At 67.7% G+C, this 20,320-nt stretch carries 21 protein-coding genes; 11 read left to right on the top strand and 10 right to left on the bottom strand.

What is annotated here, in order from left to right:
• Positions 1 to 18 precede the first annotated feature (18 nt).
• Positions 19 to 837 (top strand): DUF3027 domain-containing protein, encoded by an 819-nt coding sequence (locus G6N53_RS27900; protein ID WP_163894655.1) that lies wholly within the window; start codon positions 19 to 21, stop codon positions 835 to 837.
• Here G6N53_RS27900 and G6N53_RS27895 read toward each other — a convergent pair.
• Together G6N53_RS27895 and G6N53_RS27890 are read right to left on the bottom strand one after the other, a co-directional pair.
• Positions 834 to 1,286: an SRPBCC family protein gene (locus G6N53_RS27895; RefSeq protein ID WP_163894653.1), complete on the bottom strand. Its 453-nt coding sequence runs from the start codon at positions 1,284 to 1,286 to the stop codon at positions 834 to 836. The genes G6N53_RS27900 and G6N53_RS27895 overlap by 4 nt on opposite strands.
• Positions 1,287 to 1,294: 8 nt before the next feature.
• Positions 1,295 to 1,549 (bottom strand): DUF2530 domain-containing protein, encoded by a 255-nt coding sequence (locus G6N53_RS27890; protein ID WP_163894651.1) that lies wholly within the window; start codon positions 1,547 to 1,549, stop codon positions 1,295 to 1,297.
• 104 nt (positions 1,550 to 1,653) lie between these two features.
• Between G6N53_RS27890 and G6N53_RS27885 the strand changes: the two genes are divergently transcribed.
• Together G6N53_RS27885 and G6N53_RS27880 are read left to right on the top strand one after the other, a co-directional pair.
• Positions 1,654 to 2,469 carry a TrmH family RNA methyltransferase gene (locus G6N53_RS27885; RefSeq protein WP_163894649.1) on the top strand — a complete coding sequence of 272 codons (816 nt, stop codon included), beginning with the start codon at positions 1,654 to 1,656 and terminating at the stop codon, positions 2,467 to 2,469.
• The gene (locus tag G6N53_RS27880; protein ID WP_163894647.1) at positions 2,466 to 2,744 is read left to right on the top strand and encodes a DUF2537 domain-containing protein; all 279 of its coding nucleotides are present in this window, start codon (positions 2,466 to 2,468) and stop codon (positions 2,742 to 2,744) included. Before G6N53_RS27885 ends, G6N53_RS27880 begins: the two co-directional genes overlap by 4 nt.
• Here G6N53_RS27880 and sepH read toward each other — a convergent pair.
• Complete coding sequence (gene sepH / locus G6N53_RS27875) at positions 2,712 to 3,491, bottom strand: septation protein SepH (protein ID WP_163894645.1); 780 nt, start codon at positions 3,489 to 3,491, stop codon at positions 2,712 to 2,714. The genes G6N53_RS27880 and sepH overlap by 33 nt on opposite strands.
• A gap of 129 nt (positions 3,492 to 3,620) precedes the next feature.
• Positions 3,621 to 4,739, bottom strand: coding sequence for a phosphoserine transaminase (gene serC / locus G6N53_RS27870; protein WP_163894643.1), 1,119 nt, complete (start codon positions 4,737 to 4,739; stop codon positions 3,621 to 3,623).
• A gap of 217 nt (positions 4,740 to 4,956) precedes the next feature.
• Between serC and G6N53_RS27865 the strand changes: the two genes are divergently transcribed.
• Both G6N53_RS27865 and G6N53_RS27860 read left to right on the top strand, forming a co-directional pair.
• Positions 4,957 to 5,994 (top strand): AurF N-oxygenase family protein, encoded by a 1,038-nt coding sequence (locus G6N53_RS27865; protein ID WP_163894641.1) that lies wholly within the window; start codon positions 4,957 to 4,959, stop codon positions 5,992 to 5,994.
• A gap of 21 nt (positions 5,995 to 6,015) precedes the next feature.
• Positions 6,016 to 7,698, top strand: a complete 1,683-nt coding sequence (locus G6N53_RS27860) for an FAD-dependent oxidoreductase (protein ID WP_163894639.1) — start codon at positions 6,016 to 6,018, stop codon at positions 7,696 to 7,698.
• A 4-nt stretch (positions 7,699 to 7,702) separates the two neighbouring features.
• Here G6N53_RS27860 and G6N53_RS27855 read toward each other — a convergent pair whose 3' ends face one another.
• Entirely contained in the window at positions 7,703 to 8,479 is a 777-nt protein-coding gene (locus G6N53_RS27855) for a bestrophin-like domain (protein WP_163894638.1), read from the bottom strand.
• A 143-nt stretch (positions 8,480 to 8,622) separates the two neighbouring features.
• Between G6N53_RS27855 and G6N53_RS27850 the strand changes: the two genes are divergently transcribed.
• A complete protein-coding gene (locus G6N53_RS27850; RefSeq protein WP_163894636.1) occupies positions 8,623 to 11,355 on the top strand; it encodes a family 1 glycosylhydrolase in 2,733 nt (910 codons plus the stop codon).
• On the opposite strand, the gene G6N53_RS27845 is transcribed toward G6N53_RS27850, so the two are convergent.
• The 3 genes from G6N53_RS27845 to G6N53_RS27835 all read right to left on the bottom strand — a co-directional run bounded on the left by G6N53_RS27845 (position 11,352) and on the right by G6N53_RS27835 (position 13,615).
• Positions 11,352 to 11,813, bottom strand: coding sequence for a VOC family protein (locus G6N53_RS27845; RefSeq protein ID WP_163894634.1), 462 nt, complete (start codon positions 11,811 to 11,813; stop codon positions 11,352 to 11,354). The two genes, G6N53_RS27850 and G6N53_RS27845, sit on opposite strands and share 4 nt — an antisense overlap.
• Before the next feature lie 67 nt (positions 11,814 to 11,880).
• A complete protein-coding gene (locus G6N53_RS27840) occupies positions 11,881 to 12,501 on the bottom strand; it encodes a maleylpyruvate isomerase N-terminal domain-containing protein (protein WP_163894632.1) in 621 nt (206 codons plus the stop codon).
• Position 12,502: 1 nt separating this feature from the next.
• On the bottom strand, positions 12,503 to 13,615 hold the full coding sequence (locus G6N53_RS27835; RefSeq protein ID WP_163894630.1) for a citrate synthase 2: 1,113 nt from the start codon (positions 13,613 to 13,615) through the stop codon (positions 12,503 to 12,505).
• 95 nt (positions 13,616 to 13,710) lie between these two features.
• On the opposite strand from G6N53_RS27835, the gene pdxH reads away from it, so the two are divergent.
• The 5 genes from pdxH to G6N53_RS27810 all read left to right on the top strand — a co-directional run bounded on the left by pdxH (position 13,711) and on the right by G6N53_RS27810 (position 18,481).
• Positions 13,711 to 14,340, top strand: a complete 630-nt coding sequence (gene pdxH, locus G6N53_RS27830; protein ID WP_163896418.1) for a pyridoxamine 5'-phosphate oxidase — start codon at positions 13,711 to 13,713, stop codon at positions 14,338 to 14,340.
• 81 nt (positions 14,341 to 14,421) lie between these two features.
• The gene (locus G6N53_RS27825) at positions 14,422 to 15,072 is read left to right on the top strand and encodes a TetR family transcriptional regulator (protein WP_163894628.1); all 651 of its coding nucleotides are present in this window, start codon (positions 14,422 to 14,424) and stop codon (positions 15,070 to 15,072) included.
• 105 nt (positions 15,073 to 15,177) lie between these two features.
• The gene (locus G6N53_RS27820; protein ID WP_163894626.1) at positions 15,178 to 16,482 is read left to right on the top strand and encodes a citrate synthase; all 1,305 of its coding nucleotides are present in this window, start codon (positions 15,178 to 15,180) and stop codon (positions 16,480 to 16,482) included.
• A gap of 153 nt (positions 16,483 to 16,635) precedes the next feature.
• Entirely contained in the window at positions 16,636 to 18,072 is a 1,437-nt protein-coding gene (locus tag G6N53_RS27815; protein ID WP_163896417.1) for an MFS transporter, read from the top strand.
• Positions 18,062 to 18,481, top strand: coding sequence for a MarR family winged helix-turn-helix transcriptional regulator (locus tag G6N53_RS27810; RefSeq protein ID WP_163894624.1), 420 nt, complete (start codon positions 18,062 to 18,064; stop codon positions 18,479 to 18,481). Before G6N53_RS27815 ends, G6N53_RS27810 begins: the two co-directional genes overlap by 11 nt.
• On the opposite strand, the gene G6N53_RS27805 is transcribed toward G6N53_RS27810, so the two are convergent.
• Together G6N53_RS27805 and G6N53_RS27800 are read right to left on the bottom strand one after the other, a co-directional pair.
• Complete coding sequence (locus G6N53_RS27805) at positions 18,478 to 20,031, bottom strand: phytoene desaturase family protein (RefSeq protein ID WP_163894622.1); 1,554 nt, start codon at positions 20,029 to 20,031, stop codon at positions 18,478 to 18,480. The two genes, G6N53_RS27810 and G6N53_RS27805, sit on opposite strands and share 4 nt — an antisense overlap.
• Positions 20,032 to 20,042: 11 nt before the next feature.
• Positions 20,043 to 20,291 (bottom strand): DUF2630 family protein, encoded by a 249-nt coding sequence (locus G6N53_RS27800; RefSeq protein WP_163894620.1) that lies wholly within the window; start codon positions 20,289 to 20,291, stop codon positions 20,043 to 20,045.
• Positions 20,292 to 20,320: the final 29 nt, after the last annotated feature.

Raw genomic sequence — 20,320 nt, 5'->3', positions numbered from 1 at the left:
CGTGCAAGATTGGAGGCGATGGACAGTGTGACGGAACCCGACCAGCAGAACGTGGATACGCCCGAGGCGGCGAATCCGGACCCGTGGTCCGCCGATGCCTCCCCGGGCCTCGAGGCGGTGCTCATGGGTGCGGTCGACGAGGCCCGTGCGGCGATCGTCGAGTTCAGCGGGGAGGACACCGTCGGCGAGTACCTCGGGGCCGGCTTCGAGGATCCGACGGCTGCCACCCACCGCTTCCTGGCCCAGCTACCGGGCTATCAGGGGTGGCAGTGGGCGGTTGTCGTCGCCGCATGTCCGGGAGCCGCGCACGCCACCATCAGCGAGGTGGTGCTGGTGCCGGGCCCGACCGCGTTGCTCGCACCGAAATGGGTGCCCTGGGACGAACGGGTCCGCCCCGGCGATCTGGGTCCCGGTGATCTTCTCGCCCCGGCGACCGACGATCCCCGCCTGGCGCCGGGCTATACGGCGACCGGAGATCCGCAGATCGACGACGTCGCCGTCGAGGTCGGGCTGGGACGTCGGCAGGTGCTGAGCCTGTGGGGTCGCAACGAGGCCGCGCAACGCTGGCACGACGGCGACCACGGGCCCGGGTCGTCGATGGCCAGAGCCACCCGGCGGATGTGTCGCGATTGCGGCTTCTACGTGCCGCTCGGCGGGGCACTGGGTGTGATGTTCGGCGTGTGCGCCAACGAGTTCGCATCCGACGGTCACGTGGTCGACGCCGAGTACGGGTGCGGAGCCCATTCGGACACCCCTGCGCCCGCCGGGACCGGGTCGCCGGTGCACGACCCGTACGACGACGGTGTCCTCGACGTGGTGAAGCCCGCCGACAGTTAGCTCTCCGCGGCGGCCTTGATACGGGCCAACGAAGCGTTCATGCCCTCGACCAGTTCATCTTCGAAGCTGGGCACGCCGCCCATCACGGAGTTGACCAGGAAATTGGACACCGCCGTGGTTCCGTTCTCGGCGTGGCGGGTCTCGATCAGCCGGGTGCCGGCCTCCGTCGGCTCGAGTTCGTAGGTCCAGACGGTGTGGTTCTCGTTGACCCGGAACGCCAGCTTCTGCTCGGGGATCAACTCGGTGATGCGACTCGTCGTCGGCCAGAAGAGCAGGCCGCGCCGGTTGAAGTTCACGGTGCGAGCGCCCTGGCGCAGTCCGCCGATCGGCTTCATCAGGCGGCACTGAGGGCTCCATTGCGGCATCTTGCTCAGATCCGAAACCAGTCCCCACACCTTGGAAACCGGGGCATTGATGTCGATCTGGGCTTGCAAGACAGGTGCTGCCATGGCTTCTCCTAGGTGAGGCCGCTCTGGGCGCCACGAGATCCGCGACGCACGGCGTGACGTTGCCACAGAAATATCGATGTGCCAAAAACGCCGACCCCGAGTCCGGCGACGGTGATGGGCCGCCAGTCGTGCAGCGAGCTCACGGTGAAGGCAAGGACTGCCGCGACCAACCAGCCACAGGTGATCGCCACGATGACAGGCCACGGCGCGAGAAGCGCCGCAGGCAGCGCTGGGGGCTCCGGGGGTCGATGGTTGCTCGTCACTGCGTTCAACGTAGCCGATCGGTGATCGCAGCCCGAGACCAACTGGGTAGTCTCGACGCTGTGAGTGCCGTCGGATCCGTTGTCGATGGTCACCAAAACGCGTGATGGCCAACGTGATCGATGTCGCCGATCCCGGCGACCCTCGGCTCGACGACTTCCGGGACCTCAACAGCGTCGACCGGCGACCGGACCTGCCCACAGGAAAAGGGCTGGTGATCGCCGAGGGTGTGTTGGTGGTGCAGCGCATGCTCGCGTCCCGTTTCACGCCGCGGGCGCTCCTGGGCACCGAGCGGCGGCGAGCTGAACTCGGTGCCGACCTCGACGGTGTGGCCGCACCGTTCTACCGGGTGACGGCCGAGGTGATGGCGGAGGTCGTCGGGTTTCACCTGAACCGGGGTGTGCTCGCCTCGGCGTCGCGCGCGACCGAGCTGACGGTGCCGCATGTACTCGAGGGCGCCCGGACCGTCGCGGTCCTCGAAGGTGTCAACGACCACGAGAACCTCGGCTCTGTTTTTCGCAATGCCGCGGGACTCGGAGTGGATGCGGTGGTCTTCGGCAGCGGTTGCGCCGACCCGCTGTACCGGCGTGCTGTCCGCGTCTCGATGGGACACGCGTTGCTGGTGCCGTTCGCCAGGGCCGAGCGCTGGCCCGCCGACCTCGAATTGTTGCGGGAGACTGGTTTTCGGCTGTTGGCGATGACGCCTGACCCGGGTGCGGAGTCGCTGGCGGAGGCGATGCCGGGGTTGGCCGCGCAGCGGGTGGCGATCATGGTCGGCGCGGAAGGGCCGGGCCTGCAGGAGCGGACGATGCGGTCCAGCGACGTGTGCGTGCGAATCCCGATGTCGCGGGGAACCGACTCGCTCAACGTGGCGACAGCCGCAGCGTTGGCCTTCTACGAGCGGGATAGGCTCGGGAAGTGACCGACTCCACGCCGTGGGCAACAGGTCTGACGGTGGCGGCGTTTGTCGCCGCCGTGATCGGCGCGGCCATCGTCGTGCTCAGCATCGGGCTGGCGCGGGTGCATCCGCTGCTCGCGGTCGGACTGAACCTGGTCGCTGTCGGCGGCCTCGCCCCGACGGTGTGGGGGTGGCGCAAGGTGCCGGTATGGCGTTGGTTTGTGCTCGGTTCAGCTGTCGGCGTCGCGGTTTCCTGGATTGCGCTGCTAGCGCTGGCCGCCGCTGGAACGAACGCCTAGCAAGACGTCCTCCCAGGCCGGGACGGCAGGCCGGCCCTTCTTCGGGCGTGGCGGCTTCGTCGTCGGGGGCGGCTCGGGTGCTTCGGTCGGCGGCGCCAGCGGGGTGTCCGGCTCGTCGAGCGCCAGTTGCGCCACCGGCGCCAGGGGTCGCAGCGGACGGGCGAAGCTCGGGTCGATCAGCTCGCACGCGGCGTCGTCGAAGGCCGTGACGGTGCCGCCGTGCGCCCCCGGGGCGAAGCGGAAGTGCGCCTGCAGGTCGGACCTTCCGGCGGTCCACGACATCTGTACGGTCCACCGGCCGTCCTCGTTGCGCCAGGCGTCCCAGTTCGTGACGTCGGGGTCCAGACCCCGGGCGACGAGTGCGGTGGTCACGGTCTCCAGCAGGGTCAACACCGACGGGCCGTCGGCGAGCACTGGATGGGCCGCGGTGGCCAGTTCGGCGGCGCGGGCGCGCTCCAGCAGAACCGGATGGGCAAATCGCTCGACGCGGGAGATGTCCATCCCGGACGCCGACGCGACCTGCTCGACTGACGCGCCTGAGCGGATTTTTGCCTGAATCTCCTTGGGGCGCAGCACGTTTTTAGCCTCGACCTCGATCGTGGTTTGGTTTGAGCCGACTTGGTCGCCGCGTACCGCGGCTTTGAGGCGCTCGTCGGAGCGCAGCACGAACTTCTCCGTGGAGTCGTCGGTTTCGCAGATGATCCGTCGGCTGTCGACGTCGAGTCCTAGGACCCTGAGTTCCCGCATTACGACCTCCTCCGGGCTGATGCCAAACCCGATACGGACGTGACCCTACTGCGTTATCGGTCCGTAACCGGGGTGACACGCGGCAGCGGCTGAAGCGCAACCAAAGCCGCTCGCCACCTTCTGTCGCGGCTAAAGCCGCTCCACCACAAAGTCGACGCACGCCGTCAACGCGCTGACGTCGTCGGGCTCTACTGCGGGGAACATCCCGACGCGGAGTTGGTTGCGTCCCAGCTTGCGGTACGGCTCGGTGTCGACGATGCCGTTCGCGCGCAGGATCTTGGCGACCGCCGCGGCGTCGACGGAGTCGGAGAAGTCGATGGTGCCCACGACCTGGGAGCGCAGCTTCGGATCGGTGACGAACGGTGTGGCGAACGGTGACGCCTCGGCCCACGAGTACAACCGCCCCGAGGAGTCAGCGGTCCGTTTGGTGGCCCAGTCCAGGCCGCCGTTGCCGAGCAGCCAGTCGATCTGTTCGGCCAGCAGCACCAGCGTGCCGATGGCCGGGGTGTTGTACGTCTGGTTCTTGACGCTGTTGTCGATCGCGATGGGCAGCGACAGGAACTCCGGCACCCAGCGTCCGGAACCGGCGATCGCCTCCACCCGGGCCAGCGCGGCGGGCGACATCAGCGCGATCCACAGACCGCCGTCACCAGCGAAGTTCTTCTGCGGCGCGAAGTAGTAGACATCGGCATCACAGATGTCGACCGGCAGCCCGCCGGCCGCCGAGGTGGCGTCGATGGCGATCAGCGCGTCACCCGAACCGTCGGGGCGCACCACCGGGACCGCGACGCCGGTGGAGGTCTCGTTGTGTGCCCACGCGATCAGGTCGACGGAGGGGTCGGACACCGGTTCGGGTGCGCTGCCCGCGTCCGCCTTGACGACCACCGGATCGCCGACGAACGGGTTCTTCGCCACGGCCGAGGCGAACTTGGCACTGAACTCGCCGTAGGTGAGATGCAGCGAGCGCTTGTCGATCAGACCGAACGCCGCGGCGTCCCAGAAGGCGGTGGATCCGCCGTTGCCGAGGACCACCTCGTAGCCTTCGGGCAGGGAGAACAGCCGGCGCAGCCCGTCCCGCACGCGACCCACCAGATTCTTCACCGGCGCCTGCCGGTGCGAGGTGCCGAACAACTCGCCGGCGGCGGCCAGCGCCTGCAGCTGCTCCGGCCGGACCTTGGACGGTCCGCAGCCGAAGCGTCCGTCTGCGGGCTTGAGCTCGGGCGGGATGATCAGGGAAGCGTCGGCCATGTCGACCAGCCTAAGTTCCGGTGCCCGGTCCGCCGAGCGTGGGTCCTGGGTACGCAAAACGTCCCCGCTCACCCCAGTGACTGTGACTTAGAACACATGTGACGCAGATAACCCCTGGTGGCCACACTGCCGCAAAACGGCCTGTTCAATTCCTGGGACCATGGGTACTGTATTTGGACAGCGAGCGGACGAATGTAAACCTCACGGGAGGCTCAAGATGGCTGTCAAGGAAGCTCGAACGCCGATCATCCGGCGCTGGCGCAAGAACATGGAGATCGGCGACAGCCCGGAGGACCGGGAGTACGTCGACATGCTGACCACCCTGTCCGAGGGGTCGGTGCGACGTAACTTCAATCCGTATACGGACATCGAGTGGGACTCGCCCGAGTTCGCGGTGGTCCCCGATGACACCCGCTGGATCCTGCCCGGAACCGACCCGATCGGACGTCACCCCTGGTACCAATCGCAGCCGGTGGAGCGGCAGATCGAGATCGGGATGTGGCGCCAGGCAAACGTCGCCAAAGTGGGCCTGCACTTCGAGTCGATCCTGATTCGCGGTCTGATGAACTACGCGTTCTGGGTCCCGAACGGCTCCCCGGAGTACCGGTACTGCCTGCACGAATCGGTCGAAGAATGCAACCACACCATGATGTTCCAGGAGATGGTGAACCGCATCGGCGCCGACGTGCCCGGCATGCCGCGGATGCTCAAGTGGCTGTCGCAGTTCATCCCGCTGGCCGCGGGCCCGCTGCCCATCCCGTTCTTCTTCGGGGTGCTGGCCGGCGAGGAGCCCATCGACCACACCCAGAAGAACATCCTGCGGGAAGGCAAGGCGCTGCACCCGATCATGGAGCGCGTGATGGCCATCCACGTCGCCGAAGAGGCCCGGCACATCTCGTTCGCCCACGAGTATCTGCGCAAGCGGGTTCCGCACCTGCCGCGCCGCAAGCGCTTCTGGCTGTCGCTGCACGTGCCGATCATCATGCGGGTGTTGTGCCAGGCGATCGTCAAGCCGCCGAAATCCTTCTGGAAGGAGTTCGACATCCCGCGCTCGGTCAAGCGGGAGCTGTTCTTCCGTTCGCCGGAGTCGCGGCAGTTCCTGCGCGACATGTTCGGCGATGTCCGGATGCTGTGCCACGAGACAGGGTTGATGAACCCGGCCGCGAAGTTGATGTGGCGGGCGTGCAGGATCGACGGCCAGCCCAGCCGCTACCGCAGCGAACCGGCGCGTCAGCACGTGGTGACCGCCGCGTAGGCGGTCCCGGACAGGATCCTCATGCCTCACGTCATCACCCAGTCGTGCTGCAGCGACGGGTCGTGCGTTTACGCGTGCCCGGTCAACTGCATCCACCCGTCACCCGACGAGCCGGGCTTCGCCACCGCGGAGATGCTCTACATCGATCCGGTGGCGTGTGTCGACTGTGGCGCGTGTGTGTCCGCATGCCCCGTCGGCGCGATCGCGCCGGACACCCGGCTGACCGACAAGCAGTTGCCGTTCGTCGAGTTGAACGCGGCGTTCTATCCGCAGCGGGAGACCAAGCTGCCCCCGACGTCCAAGCTGGCTCCGGTGCTGGAGGCGCCGGTGGTGCACCCGCGGCCGGGCGGCCCGCTGCGAGTCGCCGTGGTGGGGTCCGGTCCGGCCGCGATGTATGCCGCCGACGAACTGCTGACCCAGCAGGGCGTGCGGGTCAACGTTTTCGAAAAGCTCCCGACGCCCTACGGCCTGGTGCGTGCGGGTGTGGCCCCCGACCATCAGAGCACCAAGAGGGTGACCCGGCTCTTCGACCGCATCGCCCGTCTTCCCGGGTTCTCCTTCTATCTCAACTGTGAGGTGGGGTCGGACCTGACGCACGACGAACTGCTCGAACATCATCACGCGGTGCTGTACGCGGTCGGCGCACCCGACGACCGTCGTCTCGAGGTGCCGGGGATGGGACTTCCGGGGACATCGACCGCGACCGAGGTCGTCGCCTGGTTCAACGGGCATCCGGAATATGCCGGGCTGCCCGTCGATCTCAGCGGCGAACGCGTCGTCATAGTGGGCAACGGGAACGTGGCGCTGGACGTCGCGCGCATCCTGACGACCGACCCGGATGTCCTGGCGCGCACCGACATCGCCGACCATGCGCTGGAAACCCTGCGCGCTTCCCGGGTGCAGGAGGTGGTGATCGCGGCCCGTCGGGGACCCGCTGCGTCGGCCTTCACCCTGCCCGAGCTCATTGGTCTGACGTCGACATGCGAGGTGGTGCTCGATACCGCCGACCACGATCTGGTGATCCGCGATCTCGCAAGCGAAGCCGACCCGCTGACCCGCAACAAGCTCGAGATCCTGGCCAAGCTGGGCCAGGCGTCCGACCCCGGTGGGGAGCGACCCAGAATCCGGTTGGCCTACGGGCTGACCCCCAGGCGCGTGCTGGGGGAGGGTGCCGCCACCGGGGTGGAGTTCTCGGTGACGGGCACCGACGAGGTGCGCGAACTCGCCGCCGGTCTGGTGTTGACGTCAATCGGGTACCGCGGCAAGCCGATTCGTGGTCTGCCGTTCGACGACGCGGCCGCGGTGGTCCCCAACGACGGCGGCCGGGTGCTCGATCCGCGGACCCGGGAGCCGGTGCCGGGCAGCTATGTCGCGGGGTGGATCAAGCGCGGCCCGACCGGGTTCATCGGGACCAACAAGTCGTGTGCCGCCCAGACGGTGCACAACCTGGTCGCCGACTACAACGTCGGGCTGTTGAGCGAGCCCGTCCACAAGGTCGCCTCGCTCGACCGGTTCGTCCGGGGCAGGCAGCCCGCCGTCATCGACGCCGCCGGGTGGAAGGCGATCGACGACGCCGAGGTCGGCCGCGGCGGTGATCTGCGACCTCGCGTCAAGTTCACCACCGTCGCCGGCATGGTCGAAGCCGCTGCAGCAGCACCGGCGCCGCCGGTGCATCAGCGGCTGCTCGCCGGCCTACGGCGCTGAACCGTCACACCGCCCACGCCTCCAGCACGTTGACGTACTCGGTCGGCTGCACCGACAGATCGCCGACGTACGGGTGTTCCAGCGCGAAGATCAGGTAGAGGACGAAGGCCAGCAGCGCCGCGGTCAGGCCGACCGCAAGCGCGTGGACGACCACGTCGCGGGTGCCGAACAGGAACGTGAACGCCATCACCACACCGCCGCCGCCCACCAGCAGAACCCAGAGCTCGCCGGGCACCGAGGCCCCACTGGCCGAGACCCGTAGCGAGCGGTCGGTGTCCAGGTCGCTCAACCGGCCGATCGAGTGGTCGAAGAAGGCGATCTCGTTGCGCGTCTGCGGTTGCACCGCCAGGTAGGCCTCCCAGACGGCGACGAGTTGTTCAGACCGCAGCTCGACCGGCTCACCCCGGTGCATCCGGGGGAACTCGTCCTCGATCACGTCGCGGGTATAGGCGACCAGGGCCTGCTCGATCGACGTCCGTGATTCGGCGGGCAGGGCGACCGAGTCGCGGAGCAGGTCGGAGATGGCGTTGGCTTCCATCGTGCTCGCGTCCTCGGCGTCGCCGAACTGCTCCCAGACCACCACCACCACAAAGGCCACCAGCACGGCGTACAGCACACCGGTCAGCTGGAACATGGTGCCCGACACCGTGTTCGCGTTCTCGAGCCGGGTGTGTGAGACCAGCTTGCGGAAGACCAGGAGTCCGCCCACGGAGAACCCGACGATCACGACGACCCAGAGCAAGCCCAGTATCGGTGCAGGAATCTGCAGCAGCCAAATCACAAGCTCCACCCTCACAGTCAGTCGACGGGTAATTATCACTGTCCGCACCCGTCCCCGTGAGGTGAACACACCTGCCTGATCTCCGCGGGGTCGTCTTCGGCCGAAGCTGCCCCAACGAGGCCCGGGGGAGGTATGCAGTGGAGGTGAACTCTGCACAGGTCATCGGTCGCGTCGGAAGCCTGGCGGTCGCCCTGGGGGTCGGCGCCGCCGTGTTCACCGGCACCGGGACGGCATGGGCGACCGAGGAATCCGATGGTCCTTCCTCGGCGGCCGGTGCGTCCGTGTCGGAGCCGGCATCACCGACCGACGCCGGCGGTTCCTCGGGCAAGAGGGGCGCTGCCGGCGACGAAGATGACGCAGACCCGGATGCCGAAGACAGCCGAGACACCGACGACACCGCCGACGATGCCGACGATGCCGACGATGCCGACGATGCCGACGATGCCGACGATGCCGACGATGCCGACGATGCCGACGATGCCGACGCCGACGACGCCGAGGCCGAAGACACTGAGGACGACCCCACTCCTGCCGAACCGACCGAGACCGACGAGGCAGCCGAACCCAAGCGGGCGCTGCCCCGTACGGACGATGCTGCCGAGGGAATCGAGGAAACGGGGCCCGCACCGGCCCGCCGCCCGCAGGCCGCCACGGTCACAGCAGAAGCCGTCGCCGAACCCCCAGACATCGCCGGTTCAATCGCGGTGACTCAGGAGGCCGCGTCGGGCGCGCCGACGACGCCGAGCATCGTCACCACCACCACCATCGCGCCACCCGAGGTCCCGTCATGGCGTCCGTGGCCCACCGCATACGACCTGCGAACCGCCGTGACGTATGTGGTCGATCTCGCCAGCAGCTTCGTCGAGGCCCTGCTGCAGCCGTTCGTGTCGAAGCCGGCTGCGCCGTCGGCCGACCCCGCCGAATGGGCACTGCTGGCCTGGATCCGACGCGAGTTCTTCAACCAGAGACCGACTCGGGTCGAAAACCCGCTGCCCTACACCCAGAGCCTGACCCTCGAGGGCGATGTCGTTGTGACTGGCGCAGTCGGGTTCGAAGACCGTGATGGAGACCCACTGAGCTACACGGTGATCGGCAGGCCGCACAACGGTGGCACTGTGCACGTCGACCAGAACGGCGACTTCATCTACCGGCCGATGAACGCGATGGCAGCGGTCGGCGGCACCGACTCGTTCACCGTCGTCGTCAGCGACCAGCGGGCCGGCCTCCAGATCGGCGGACTGCTCGGCCTGCTGAAGTTCGTGCCCATTCTGGGCCCGCTGCTCTACCCCGGCGGAGGGCACCGGGTGGCCCACACCGTCACCGTCACGGTCGATCCCGTGGAGGGCGTCGATCTGTCACTGCCCGACGGCTTCCGCTGGGGGGTGGCGCACTCCGGATTCCAGGCCGAAGGCGGCCCCGGTTCGCCTGTGGACACCAACTCCGACTGGTACCGGTGGGTGCACGATCCACTCAACCAGCTCCTCGGCCTCGTCGACGGGGTGCCCGAAGATGGCCCTGGCGCGTATGTCTCCTACGAGAACGACGCCGACCTGGCGCGCGACGAACTCGGCGTGAACACCTTCCGGATGGGCATCGAGTGGAGCCGTATCTTCCCGAATTCCACTGCAGCTATTGATATCTCGGATGAGGGCGGCGGCGTCAGCCTTGCCGATCTGCAGGCGCTCGACGCGCTGGCGAACCTCGATGAGGTGGGCCACTATCGGGCAGTGTTCGACGCGCTGCGGTTGCGTGGCCTCGACCCGATGGTGACCGTCAACCACTTCACCCTGCCGGTGTGGGTGCACGACCCGATCGTCGCGCGTCCGCTGATCCAGCTGGGGCTGCCCGCACCCGCCGCGGGGTGGCTGTCGTCGAGCACACCCGAGGAGTTCGAGAAGTACGCCGCCTACGTGGCGTGGAAGTTCGGCGACCAGGTCGACAACTGGGTCACCGTCAACGAGCCCTTCCCGCCGGTGCTGACGGAGCTGCTGGCGATCCCGTGGGTGGTGCCGAACTGGCCGCCCGGGGTGATCCGTCCCGACCTCGCGTCGACGTTCGTCGTCAACCAGGCCATCGGCCACGTCGCGGCTTACGACGCGATCCACGCCTGGGACACCGAGCCGGCGAACGTAGGCGGCCCCGCCGCGTTTGTGGGATTCGCCCACAACATGATCCCGGCGCGGCCGGCCAATCCGGTGAGCATTCTCGATGTGCAGGCCGCCGACGCCTGGAACCACTACTACAACCAGTGGTTCCCGAACGCCGTGATCGACGGGTGGGTGGATGTCAACTTCGACGGCATCAAAACCGCAAACGAGGTGTTCGCCGACTTCGTGGGCAAGGTCGATTTCCTCGGCGTGCAGTACTACGGCTCGCAGCCAATGATCGGTTTCGGTGTGGCACCGGTGCCCGGGTTCCCGTTCCTGCGCGGCTTCCCGATCCGCTGCCAGGCTTCGCCGACATGCAGTGACTTCAATCAGCCCACCGACCCGGGCGGATTCCGCGAGGTGCTCGAACTCGCGGCGTCCTACGGAAAACCGTTGTGGATCACCGAGAACGGGATCGCCGACGCCGACGACTCCAAGCGGCCGTCCTACATCGTCAACCACATCTCGGTGGTACAGGATCTAGCCTCGCGCACGGGTGAAAACGGGGTAGACATCCGCGGGTACACGTACTGGTCGTTCGTCGACAACCTCGAATGGTCCGAAGGCTACGACCTGAAGTTCGGCCTGTACGGCTCGGATCCGGAGACTCCCGAACTGGAACGCACCCCGAAACCGGACAGCATCGCCGCGCTGAGTGGGATCACCACCGCGAACGGACTGCCCCTGTGGCTGCTCGGGCAGTACGTCCCGAACGCGGTGACGACCTAACCCTGACTGCCCATCTCGGCGGTCATCTCGGCGAAGTCGACCTCCCGGACGGTCTCGGCCAGCGACCACTGGTGGCCGAACGGGTCGCGGACCACGCCGTAGCGGTCGCCCCAGAACTGGTCCTCGAGGGGATTGACCACGGTGGCACCGGCGTCGAGCGCTCGCTGGAACCGGCCGTCGACGTCCGGGCCGTGCAGGTGCAGTGTCACCGATGAGCCACCCAGCGCGGTCGGGGTGGTCGACTTGCCGTCGTTGAACTCGGGGAAGTCGTCGTTGAGAAACACCATGAAACCGTTGATCCGGAACGCCGCGTGCATCAGCTTGCCCTCCGGACCGGGCAGACGAGTCATCTCTTCGGCGCCGAACGCCTTGGCGTAGAAGTCGAGCGCGGCGGCAGCGTCGTCGACGACGAGGTGCGGCACCAGCATGGGCTGGTTGGCTTCAGGGTTGACGGCCATGGGATCTCCTCACAATCGGGATGGGACGTGGATGGAGACCAGTCGCGCCGCTAAAACTCATCGGAGATCAGACCACCGAGAATCCTGAAGGCAGTCCCGCCCGCCCGGTCAGCGCGAGCAGCACCTCGGGTCCGCGTCCCAGTCGGACGCCGATCTCGGCCGCCAGCGTGGCGGCCGCGGCGAGTACGTCGTCCGGCGGCACGAACTCGATGCCGACGGCGCCGGCGATGTCCATCCCGTGGACGGCCAACTCGAATGTCCGGGTCGGTAGGTAGCTGTTCAGCCGGATGCCCAGACCACCGATCACCTCGATCAGCGGGTCGCCGACGCCGTCCAGGTCAGAACGCACCCGCGCCACCAGCGTGTTGATGGCGGCAACCGGATCCGCGCCGAGGTCGCGTCCGGCCTGACGGCCCCGCTCGACGATGGCTGCGGTCCCCATACCTGCGGCGAGGTCGTGGATCTTCGCGTAGTAGTCGGCCGCATCGAGCACGTCTTCGTGCCCGGCGGCGGTCTGCAGATAGGTGCTCACGGTGACCAGGGACCTGGACGTGTGGCCGACCAGGGAGCGCAGATCCCATTCCCCGAGGCCGGGTCCGTCCCAGCGCCCGACCGGTATGCGCCGTACCAGCGCCGCGAAACTCTCTGCCGCCGAGGCGAACACCACCCGCGGTTCGCGTCCGGTCATGTCAGGCGAGCAGATCCCAACCCTCGACCGACTCGGGTTTGCGCGGTGCCGGCCCGACGTAGACCGCCGACGGCCGCACCAGCTTGCCCAGCCGCTTCTGTTCCAGAATGTGTGCGCACCACCCTGCGGTGCGTCCGCAGGTGAACATCGCGGGCATCATGTTCGGCGGCACCTGCGCGAAGTCGAGGATCACCGCCGCCCAGAACTCGACGTTGGTCTCGATGGCGCGGTCGGGACGGCGCTCCCGCAACTCGGTGAGCGCGGCCTGTTCCAGCGCCGCCGCCACCTCGTACCGCGGCGCCGCGAGTCGTTGGGCGGTGGCACGCAACACCCTGGCCCGCGGGTCCTCGGCCTGGTACACGCGGTGGCCGAAACCCATCAGCTTTTCCTTGCGGTCGAGGATGCCCTTGACCACCGCGCGCGCGTCCCCGGTCTGCTCGGCCTCCTCGATCATCGGGATCACCCGCGCCGGAGCGCCACCGTGCAACGGCCCGCTCATCGCCCCGATCGCCCCGGAGAGTGCGGCAGCCACGTCGGCGCCCGTCGATGCGATGACGCGGGCGGTGAACGTGGACGCGTTCATCCCGTGCTCCGCAGCGCTGACCCAGTAGGCGTCGATGGCCTCGACATGGCGAGGATCCGGCTCACCTTGCCAGCGGGTCATGAATCGCTCTGTGACGGTCTGGCATTCGTCGACCGTGCGCTGCGGCACCGCGGGTTGGTAGATCCCGCGCGCCGACTGTGCGACGTAGGACAGTGCCATCACCGAGGCGCGTGCGAGTTGGTCGCGCGCGGTCTGGTCGTCGATGTCCAGCAGCGGCGGGTAGCCCCAGATCGGCGCCAGCATCGCCAGGCCGGCCTGGACGTCGACGCGGACGTCGCCGCTGTGGATCGGCAGTGGGAACGGTTCGGCGGGGGGCAGGCCGTGGCCGAACCGGCCATCGACCAGAAGCCCCCACACGTCACCGAAGGTGACCCGGTTCGCGACCAGATCCTCGATGTCCACTCCGCGGTAGCGCAGGGCGCCGCCGTCTTTGTCCGGTTCGGCGATCTCGGTCTCGAACGCCACCACGCCCGCCAATCCAGGAGCGAAATCTTTCGGCACCGAAGTCATGCGCCGATTCTTGCACCCTGTCTCCTCGGCCGAGCCGACAGTCCGTCCCGGAGCGGTAGCGTTGTCACGTGGGCACTTCTGATCACCTGGCCGGGATGCGGGTGGAGTACGGCTCGGTGGAGAAGGACGGCAGCAGTGATCTCGATGCCGGCTGGCTCGACGCAGGCTGGGTGGCGCTGCTGAGCACCTGGATGTCGGAGGCCGAACAGGCGGGCGTCGCCGAGCCCAACGCGATGGTCGTCGGCACCGTGGACGCCGGGGGACGGCCGGTGACCCGCACGGTGCTGTGCAAGAGCGTGGACGAAACCGGCATCTCCTTCTACACCAACTACGACTCCGACAAGGGCGAGCAGCTGGCCGCCAACCCGTACGCGTCGGCGACGTTCCCGTGGTACCAGCTGGGGCGCCAGGTGCACGTCCGGGGCCCGGTCACGAAGGTGTCCCCGGAGGCGACGGCAGCGTACTGGGCCAACCGGCCGCGCGGCTCGCAGCTCGGCGCTTGGGCGTCGCTGCAGAGCCGGCCGATCGCGTCGCGGGCGGCGCTGCTGCGACAACTGGCAGAGGTGACGGAACGGTTCGCCGACGTCGACGACGTCCCGGTGCCGCCACACTGGGGCGGCTACCTGATCGCCCCCGAGGCAGTCGAGTTCTGGCAGGGCCGGGAGAACCGGGTGCACAACAGGATTCGAGTGTGTGGCGGACGGATCGAACGCCTGCAGCCCTGAACCGTTCCGCTGAGCGGCCGGAAATGTCCGGGGGTGCCACTTTCTCACTCAATTCACATTTAGCGGGGATAGCATCCAGAGGTGGCTGAAGTCAGGGGGGAGCCGGCCCTCGGTCTGCGCGAGCGCAAGAAACGCCGGACTCGCGCCACTTTGATCGACGCAGCCGTCGACCTGTGCGACCGGCAGGGTTTCGACGGCACCACGGTCGACCAGATCGCCGCCATCGCCGACGTGTCCCCGCGCACGTTCACGCGGTACTTCGCCACCAAGGACGCGATCGCCGTGGCGCTGATCGACGAGATCCTCGCGACTGTGGCCGGTGAACTCGCGCGCCAACCGCTCGAAATCGGTCAGTTCGAAGCACTGCGGCGGGCGTACATCGCGATGGCTCACGGCACCAGGCTGGCGCCCGCCGGTGCGCTGACGTCGGATCGGCTGTTGCAGATCATGCGCATCATCGTCACCTCCCCGGCGCTTCGGCACGCCGCAGCCGAGTACCGGGCCAGTGCGGTCGACGCTGTGGTGGCGCAACGACTGGGCACCACCGTCGGCGACCGTCGCGTCAAGCTGATCGCCGCAGTGTGGGCGGCTGTTCTGATGACGGCCCTGACCGAGCTGACCGACGATCTCACCACCGCGGGCAGGGTCGAGATCGACGACATGGTGGCCGTCCTGGATGTCACCTACGCCGAGTTCGCCGGCGAAATCGCCGGGCTTGGACAGGTGGTCTGACCCCCCGTCCGCCCCCCGCGGGCGTGACTGGTGCAATGGGACTACCTTTTGTAGGCAGACTCAGCGATTTCCCGACAGATCCAATAGAAGCAAGAAGGGATCCCAGTGGCCGATAACGCCGAAGCCGGGCAGGAACACGCCACCCTGAAGTACCCAGGTGGCGAGCTCGACCTTGACATCGTCCAAGCCACTGAGGGATCGGATGGCATCGCTCTGGGGTCGTTGCTGGCCAAAAGCGGCTACACGACCTTCGACGGCGGTTTCGTCAACACCGCCTCCACCAAGAGCGCCATCACCTACATCGACGGCGACGCCGGCATCCTGCGGTACCGCGGCTACCCGATCGAGCAGTTGGCGGAGAAATCAACGTTCATCGAGGTCAGCTACCTGTTGATCTTCGGCGAACTGCCGACGGCCGAGCAGTTGGAGAAGTTCACCACCCAGATCCAGCGGCACACGCTGCTGCACGAGGACCTCAAGCGGTTCTTCGACGGCTTCCCGCGCAACGCGCACCCGATGCCGGTGCTGTCCAGTGCCGTCAACGCGCTGAGCGCCTACTACCAGGACTCGCTCGATCCGTTCGATCCCGGCCAGGTGGAGCTGTCCACCATCCGGCTGCTGGCAAAGTTGCCGACGATCGCCGCGTATGCCTACAAGAAGTCCGAGGGGCAGCCGTTTCTCTACCCGGACAACTCGCTGACGCTGGTGGAGAACTTCCTGAGAATGACCTTCGGATTTCCCGCTGAGCCCTACGAGGTCGATCCGGAGATCGTGCGGGCCCTGGACATGCTGTTCATCCTGCACGCCGATCACGAGCAGAACTGCTCGACGTCGACCGTGCGGCTGGTCGGTTCCTCGCAGGCCAACCTGTTCACGTCGATCTCCGGCGGCATCAACGCGCTGTGGGGTCCACTTCACGGCGGCGCCAACCAGGCGGTGCTGGAGATGCTGGCGAAGATCCGCGATGGCGACGACGACGTGGCGACCTTCGTCAAGCGGGTCAAGGACCGCGAGGACAACGTCAAGCTGATGGGCTTCGGCCACCGGGTGTACAAGAACTACGATCCCCGCGCGCGCATCGTCAAGGAGCAGGCCGACAAGATCCTGGCCAAGATCGGCGTCCAGGATCCGCTGCTCGACATCGCCAAGGAGCTCGAGGAGATCGCGCTGACTGACGACTTCTTCGTCGAGCGCAAGCTCTACCCGAACGTGGACTACTACACCGGCGTGATCTACCGGGCGATGGGCTTCCCGACGCGGATGTTCACCGTGCTGTTCGCGCTGGGCCGGCTGCCGGGCTGGATCGCGCACTGGCGGGAGATGCACGGCGAGCCCAACAAGATCGGTCGTCCGCGCCAGATCTACACCGGCTACACCGAGCGCGACTACTCCGACCTCGACACCCGCTGACATTGCCCGGCGAGCGCGCGGGTCTGCACGCCGACGCGCCGCAATCGCCGGCATTTCCCGCACGTTCACCTGCGTCGAACGTCACAACTCTGCCGCTTGCCGACCAGACAGTTGTAGTTTCACAATCGTTGGGTGAATGAAGCCGTCGCGGCCATGACGCCCAGGCGCAAGGCCGTCATCCTGGTTTCCTGCTGCCTGAGCCTGCTCATCGTCTCGATGGACGCGACCATCGTCAACGTCGCGATTCCAGCGATCCGCACCGACCTGTCCGCCTCTCCCGCGCAACTGCAGTGGGTCGTGGACATCTACACGCTGGTGCTGGCATCGCTGCTGATGCTCGCCGGCGCGGCCGGGGATCGCCTCGGCCGCCGACGGGTGTTCCAGACCGGTCTGGCACTGTTTGCGCTCGGCTCGCTGGCATGCAGCCTGGCGCCGTCCATCGACGCGCTCATCGGTGCCCGCTTCCTACAGGGAATCGGCGGGTCGATGCTCAACCCTGTTGCACTGTCCATCATTTCGCAGATCTTCACCGGCCGCGTGGAGCGCGCGCGGGCGCTGGGGGCCTGGGGCGCGGTGGTCGGGATCTCGATGTCGCTCGGCCCGATCGTGGGCGGGCTGCTGATCGAGACGATCGGCTGGCGCTCGGTCTTCTGGATCAACCTGCCCATCTGTGCGGCGGCGATTCTGCTGACCGCGCTGTTCGTGCCGGAATCCAAGTCGGCCACCATGCGCAACATCGACCCGGTCGGACAGGGCCTGGCCGTGATCTTCCTGTTCGGCGTGGTCTTCGCCCTGATCGAAGGACCGGTGCTGGGGTGGACCAGTGCCCGGGTGATCGCCATCGCCGCTGTCGCGGCGGCTGCTTTCGCGGTGTTCCTGCGGTACGAATCGCGGCGTGCCGATCCGTTCCTGGACCTGCGCTTCTTCCGGAGCATCCCGTTCAGCGCGGCGACGATCACCGCGGTCAGTGGCTTCGCCGCGTGGGGCGCGTTCCTGTTCATGATGTCGCTGTACCTGCAGGGCGAACGTGGCTTCTCGGCGATGCACACCGGGCTCATCTACCTGCCGATCGCGCTCGGGGCGTTGTTGTTCTCCCCGCTGTCGGGACGTCTGGTGGGCCGTTACGGTGCCCGGCCGTCGTTGGTGGCGGCGGGGGTGTTGATCTCGGCCGCCGCGGTGATGCTCACCTTCCTGACCGCGACGACGCCGGTGTGGTCGCTGCTGGTGGTCTTCACCGTCTTCGGCATCGGCTTCTCGATGGTCAACGCGCCGATCACCAACGCCGCGGTGAGCGGTATGCCCCTCGATCGTGCCGGCGCGGCCTCGGCGGTGACGTCCACCAGCCGTCAGGTCGGGGTGAGCATCGGTGTGGCACTCTGCGGTTCGGTCGCCGGTCCGGCGCTGGCGATGGACGGCACAGATTTCGCGACGGCGGCGCGACCGCTGTGGTTCATCTGCGCGGCACTGGGTTTGGTGATCCTGTCGCTCGGCCTGTATTCGACGTCGCAGCGTGGCCTGCGCTCGGCGCAGCGGTTGGCGCCGCTGATCGCCGGTCCGGCACAGCCGACGAAGGAGGCCCGTGTCCAGTAGGGAGCTCGCCGACGCGGTGTGGCGGGACCTCGCCGCGTTTGTCCTCGACCACCAGGACGTCTGGAAGCACGCGGTCGTCGAGCGATCGGGGTTGCCGTTCAGCAGGATCCGGATCCTCAAGCGGTTGAGTCGATCCCCGTTGACGGTCAAGGAGCTCGCCGCAGCCGCAACTGTCGACGCGCCGGCGGCCACGGTGGCTGTCAACGACCTCGAGGGCCGTGGGCTTGTGGTGCGCCGGACGGACCCGACGAATCGCCGGTGCAAAGTGGTGTCGCTGACCGCTGCCGGCCACGACATGGTCGGCGTGATCGACGACGTGCACGATCCTGCTCCCGAGGTCCTCGCCGAACTCGACGAGCAGGAGATCGCGACGTTGCGGGCGATCCTCGACAAGCTGACCGGGCGCTAACCCTGCAGCACGGCCATCGCCGCGTTGTGACCACCGATGCCCGACACCCCGCCACCGCGTCGAGATCCCGATCCGCACAACAGGATCCGGTCATGTGCGGTCGCCACTCCCCATCGCTGCGCCGGTGTCTCCAGCGGTTCGTCGTTCTCGGCGAACGGCCACATCAACGCGCCGTGGAAGATGTTGCCGTTGGTCATTCCGAGTGAACGCTCGAGGTCGAACGTCGTCTTGGCCTCGATGCACAACCGTCCTGACGAATCCTCCATCAGCACATCCTGGACGGGTTCGGCGAGCACGGAGTTCAACGATGTCAGCACCGCCGAGGTCAGCGAATCACGGATCCGCTCAGGTGTCCCCGAACTCGCCAGTCCATGCGGGGTGTGCAGCCCGAACACGGTCAGGGTGTGCGCGCCGGCGGCGCGCAATTCATCGGAGAGGATCGTCGGGTCGGCCAGTGAATGGCAGTAGATTTCGCAAGGCAGCGGGTCGGGCACGGATCCACCGGCGGCCCGGCGGTACGCGGTGTCGAGTTGGCTGAACGTCTCGTTGATGTGGAAGGTTCCGCCGAAAGCCTGTTCCGGCGTGACGGTTTCATCACGCAGCCGAGGCAGCCGGCGCAGCATCAGGTTGACCTTGATCTGCGCGCCGGGCGCGAGCGCGGGTTCGGGCGCACCCAGCAGCCGGGCCAGCACGGCCGGTGTCACGTTGGCCAGCACATGGTCGGCGCCGACCCGGTGCTCGGCGTCGCCGTTCCGGTAGCGCACCTCGCCGTCCGGCTCGATCGCGAAGACCTCGGCGCCGGTGACGATGTCTGCGCCGAAGCCGGTGGCCGCGGCCGCCAGCGCCCCGCTGACCGCGCCCATCCCGCCGATCGGCACGTCCCAGTCGCCGCTGCCCCCGCCGATCAGGTGATACAGCAAACACACGTTCTGGCGCAACGATTCGTCGTCGAGAAGGGCGAACGTACCGATCAGCGCATCGGTCGCCATCACCCCGCGCACCAGGTCGTTGTCCACTGCGGCGGTGATCATCTCGCCGATGGGACGGTCGATCAGCGCCCGCCACGCGGCGTCCGCGTCGGCGCCGCCGTCGGCGACGATCGCCCGGTGCATGTCGGCGCGGGTGCGCAGCGGTTCGGTCATCGTCGGCCACAACCGCGCGGTCACGGCGGCGGCGCGGCGGTAGAAGCCGTCGAAACCGGCTTCGTCGGCGGCTGCCCCGATTGCGCCGAAGGTCGACTCCGGTCCGACCAGCAACCCGGTCAGGCCGCCGGTGGCCGGGTCGGGGGTGTAGGACGAGTACCGACGCCGGGACAGTCTGACCCGGACGCCGAGGTCGTCGACGATGCTTCTCGGCAGCAGGCTGACGAGGTAGGAGTAGCGCGACAGGCGCGCGTCGACGCCCTCGAACGCGTGCGCCGACACCGCCGCCCCGCCGACGTGGTCGAGGCGCTCGAGCACCTGGACCCGGCGGCCCGCCCGGGCCAGGTATGCCGCCGCAACCAGCCCGTTGTGTCCGCCGCCGACGATGACGACGTCAGTGTGCGTCACCGCTGCGCCGGTCAGCCGAGGTAGCCCTCGACCTCGCCGGCGGGGCGCACCTGCGCGTTCCCGGGATCGCCGCCGCTGTCGCGCAGCGCGCGGCGCTGACGGAGCAGATCCCAGCACTGGTCGAGCTGCACTTCGATCGACTGCAGCCGACGGTGTTCCTCGGTTTCGTCGATCTGGTGGTGCTGCAGCTTGTCGCGCAGCTCGTTCTCCTGGCTGATCAGCTCGTTGACGCGGTCCAGGATTTCTCTGTCGGATGCCACCAGACCAGTCTGCCGGATGGGCGCGTTCA

Origin of the sequence: Mycolicibacterium hippocampi (assembly GCF_010723735.1) — a bacterium.
In the GTDB taxonomy this organism is placed as follows: domain Bacteria; phylum Actinomycetota; class Actinomycetes; order Mycobacteriales; family Mycobacteriaceae; genus Mycobacterium; species Mycobacterium hippocampi.
The sequence above is the reverse complement of the archived record's forward strand: the minus strand, read 5'-3'. Positions and strand labels throughout refer to the sequence as shown.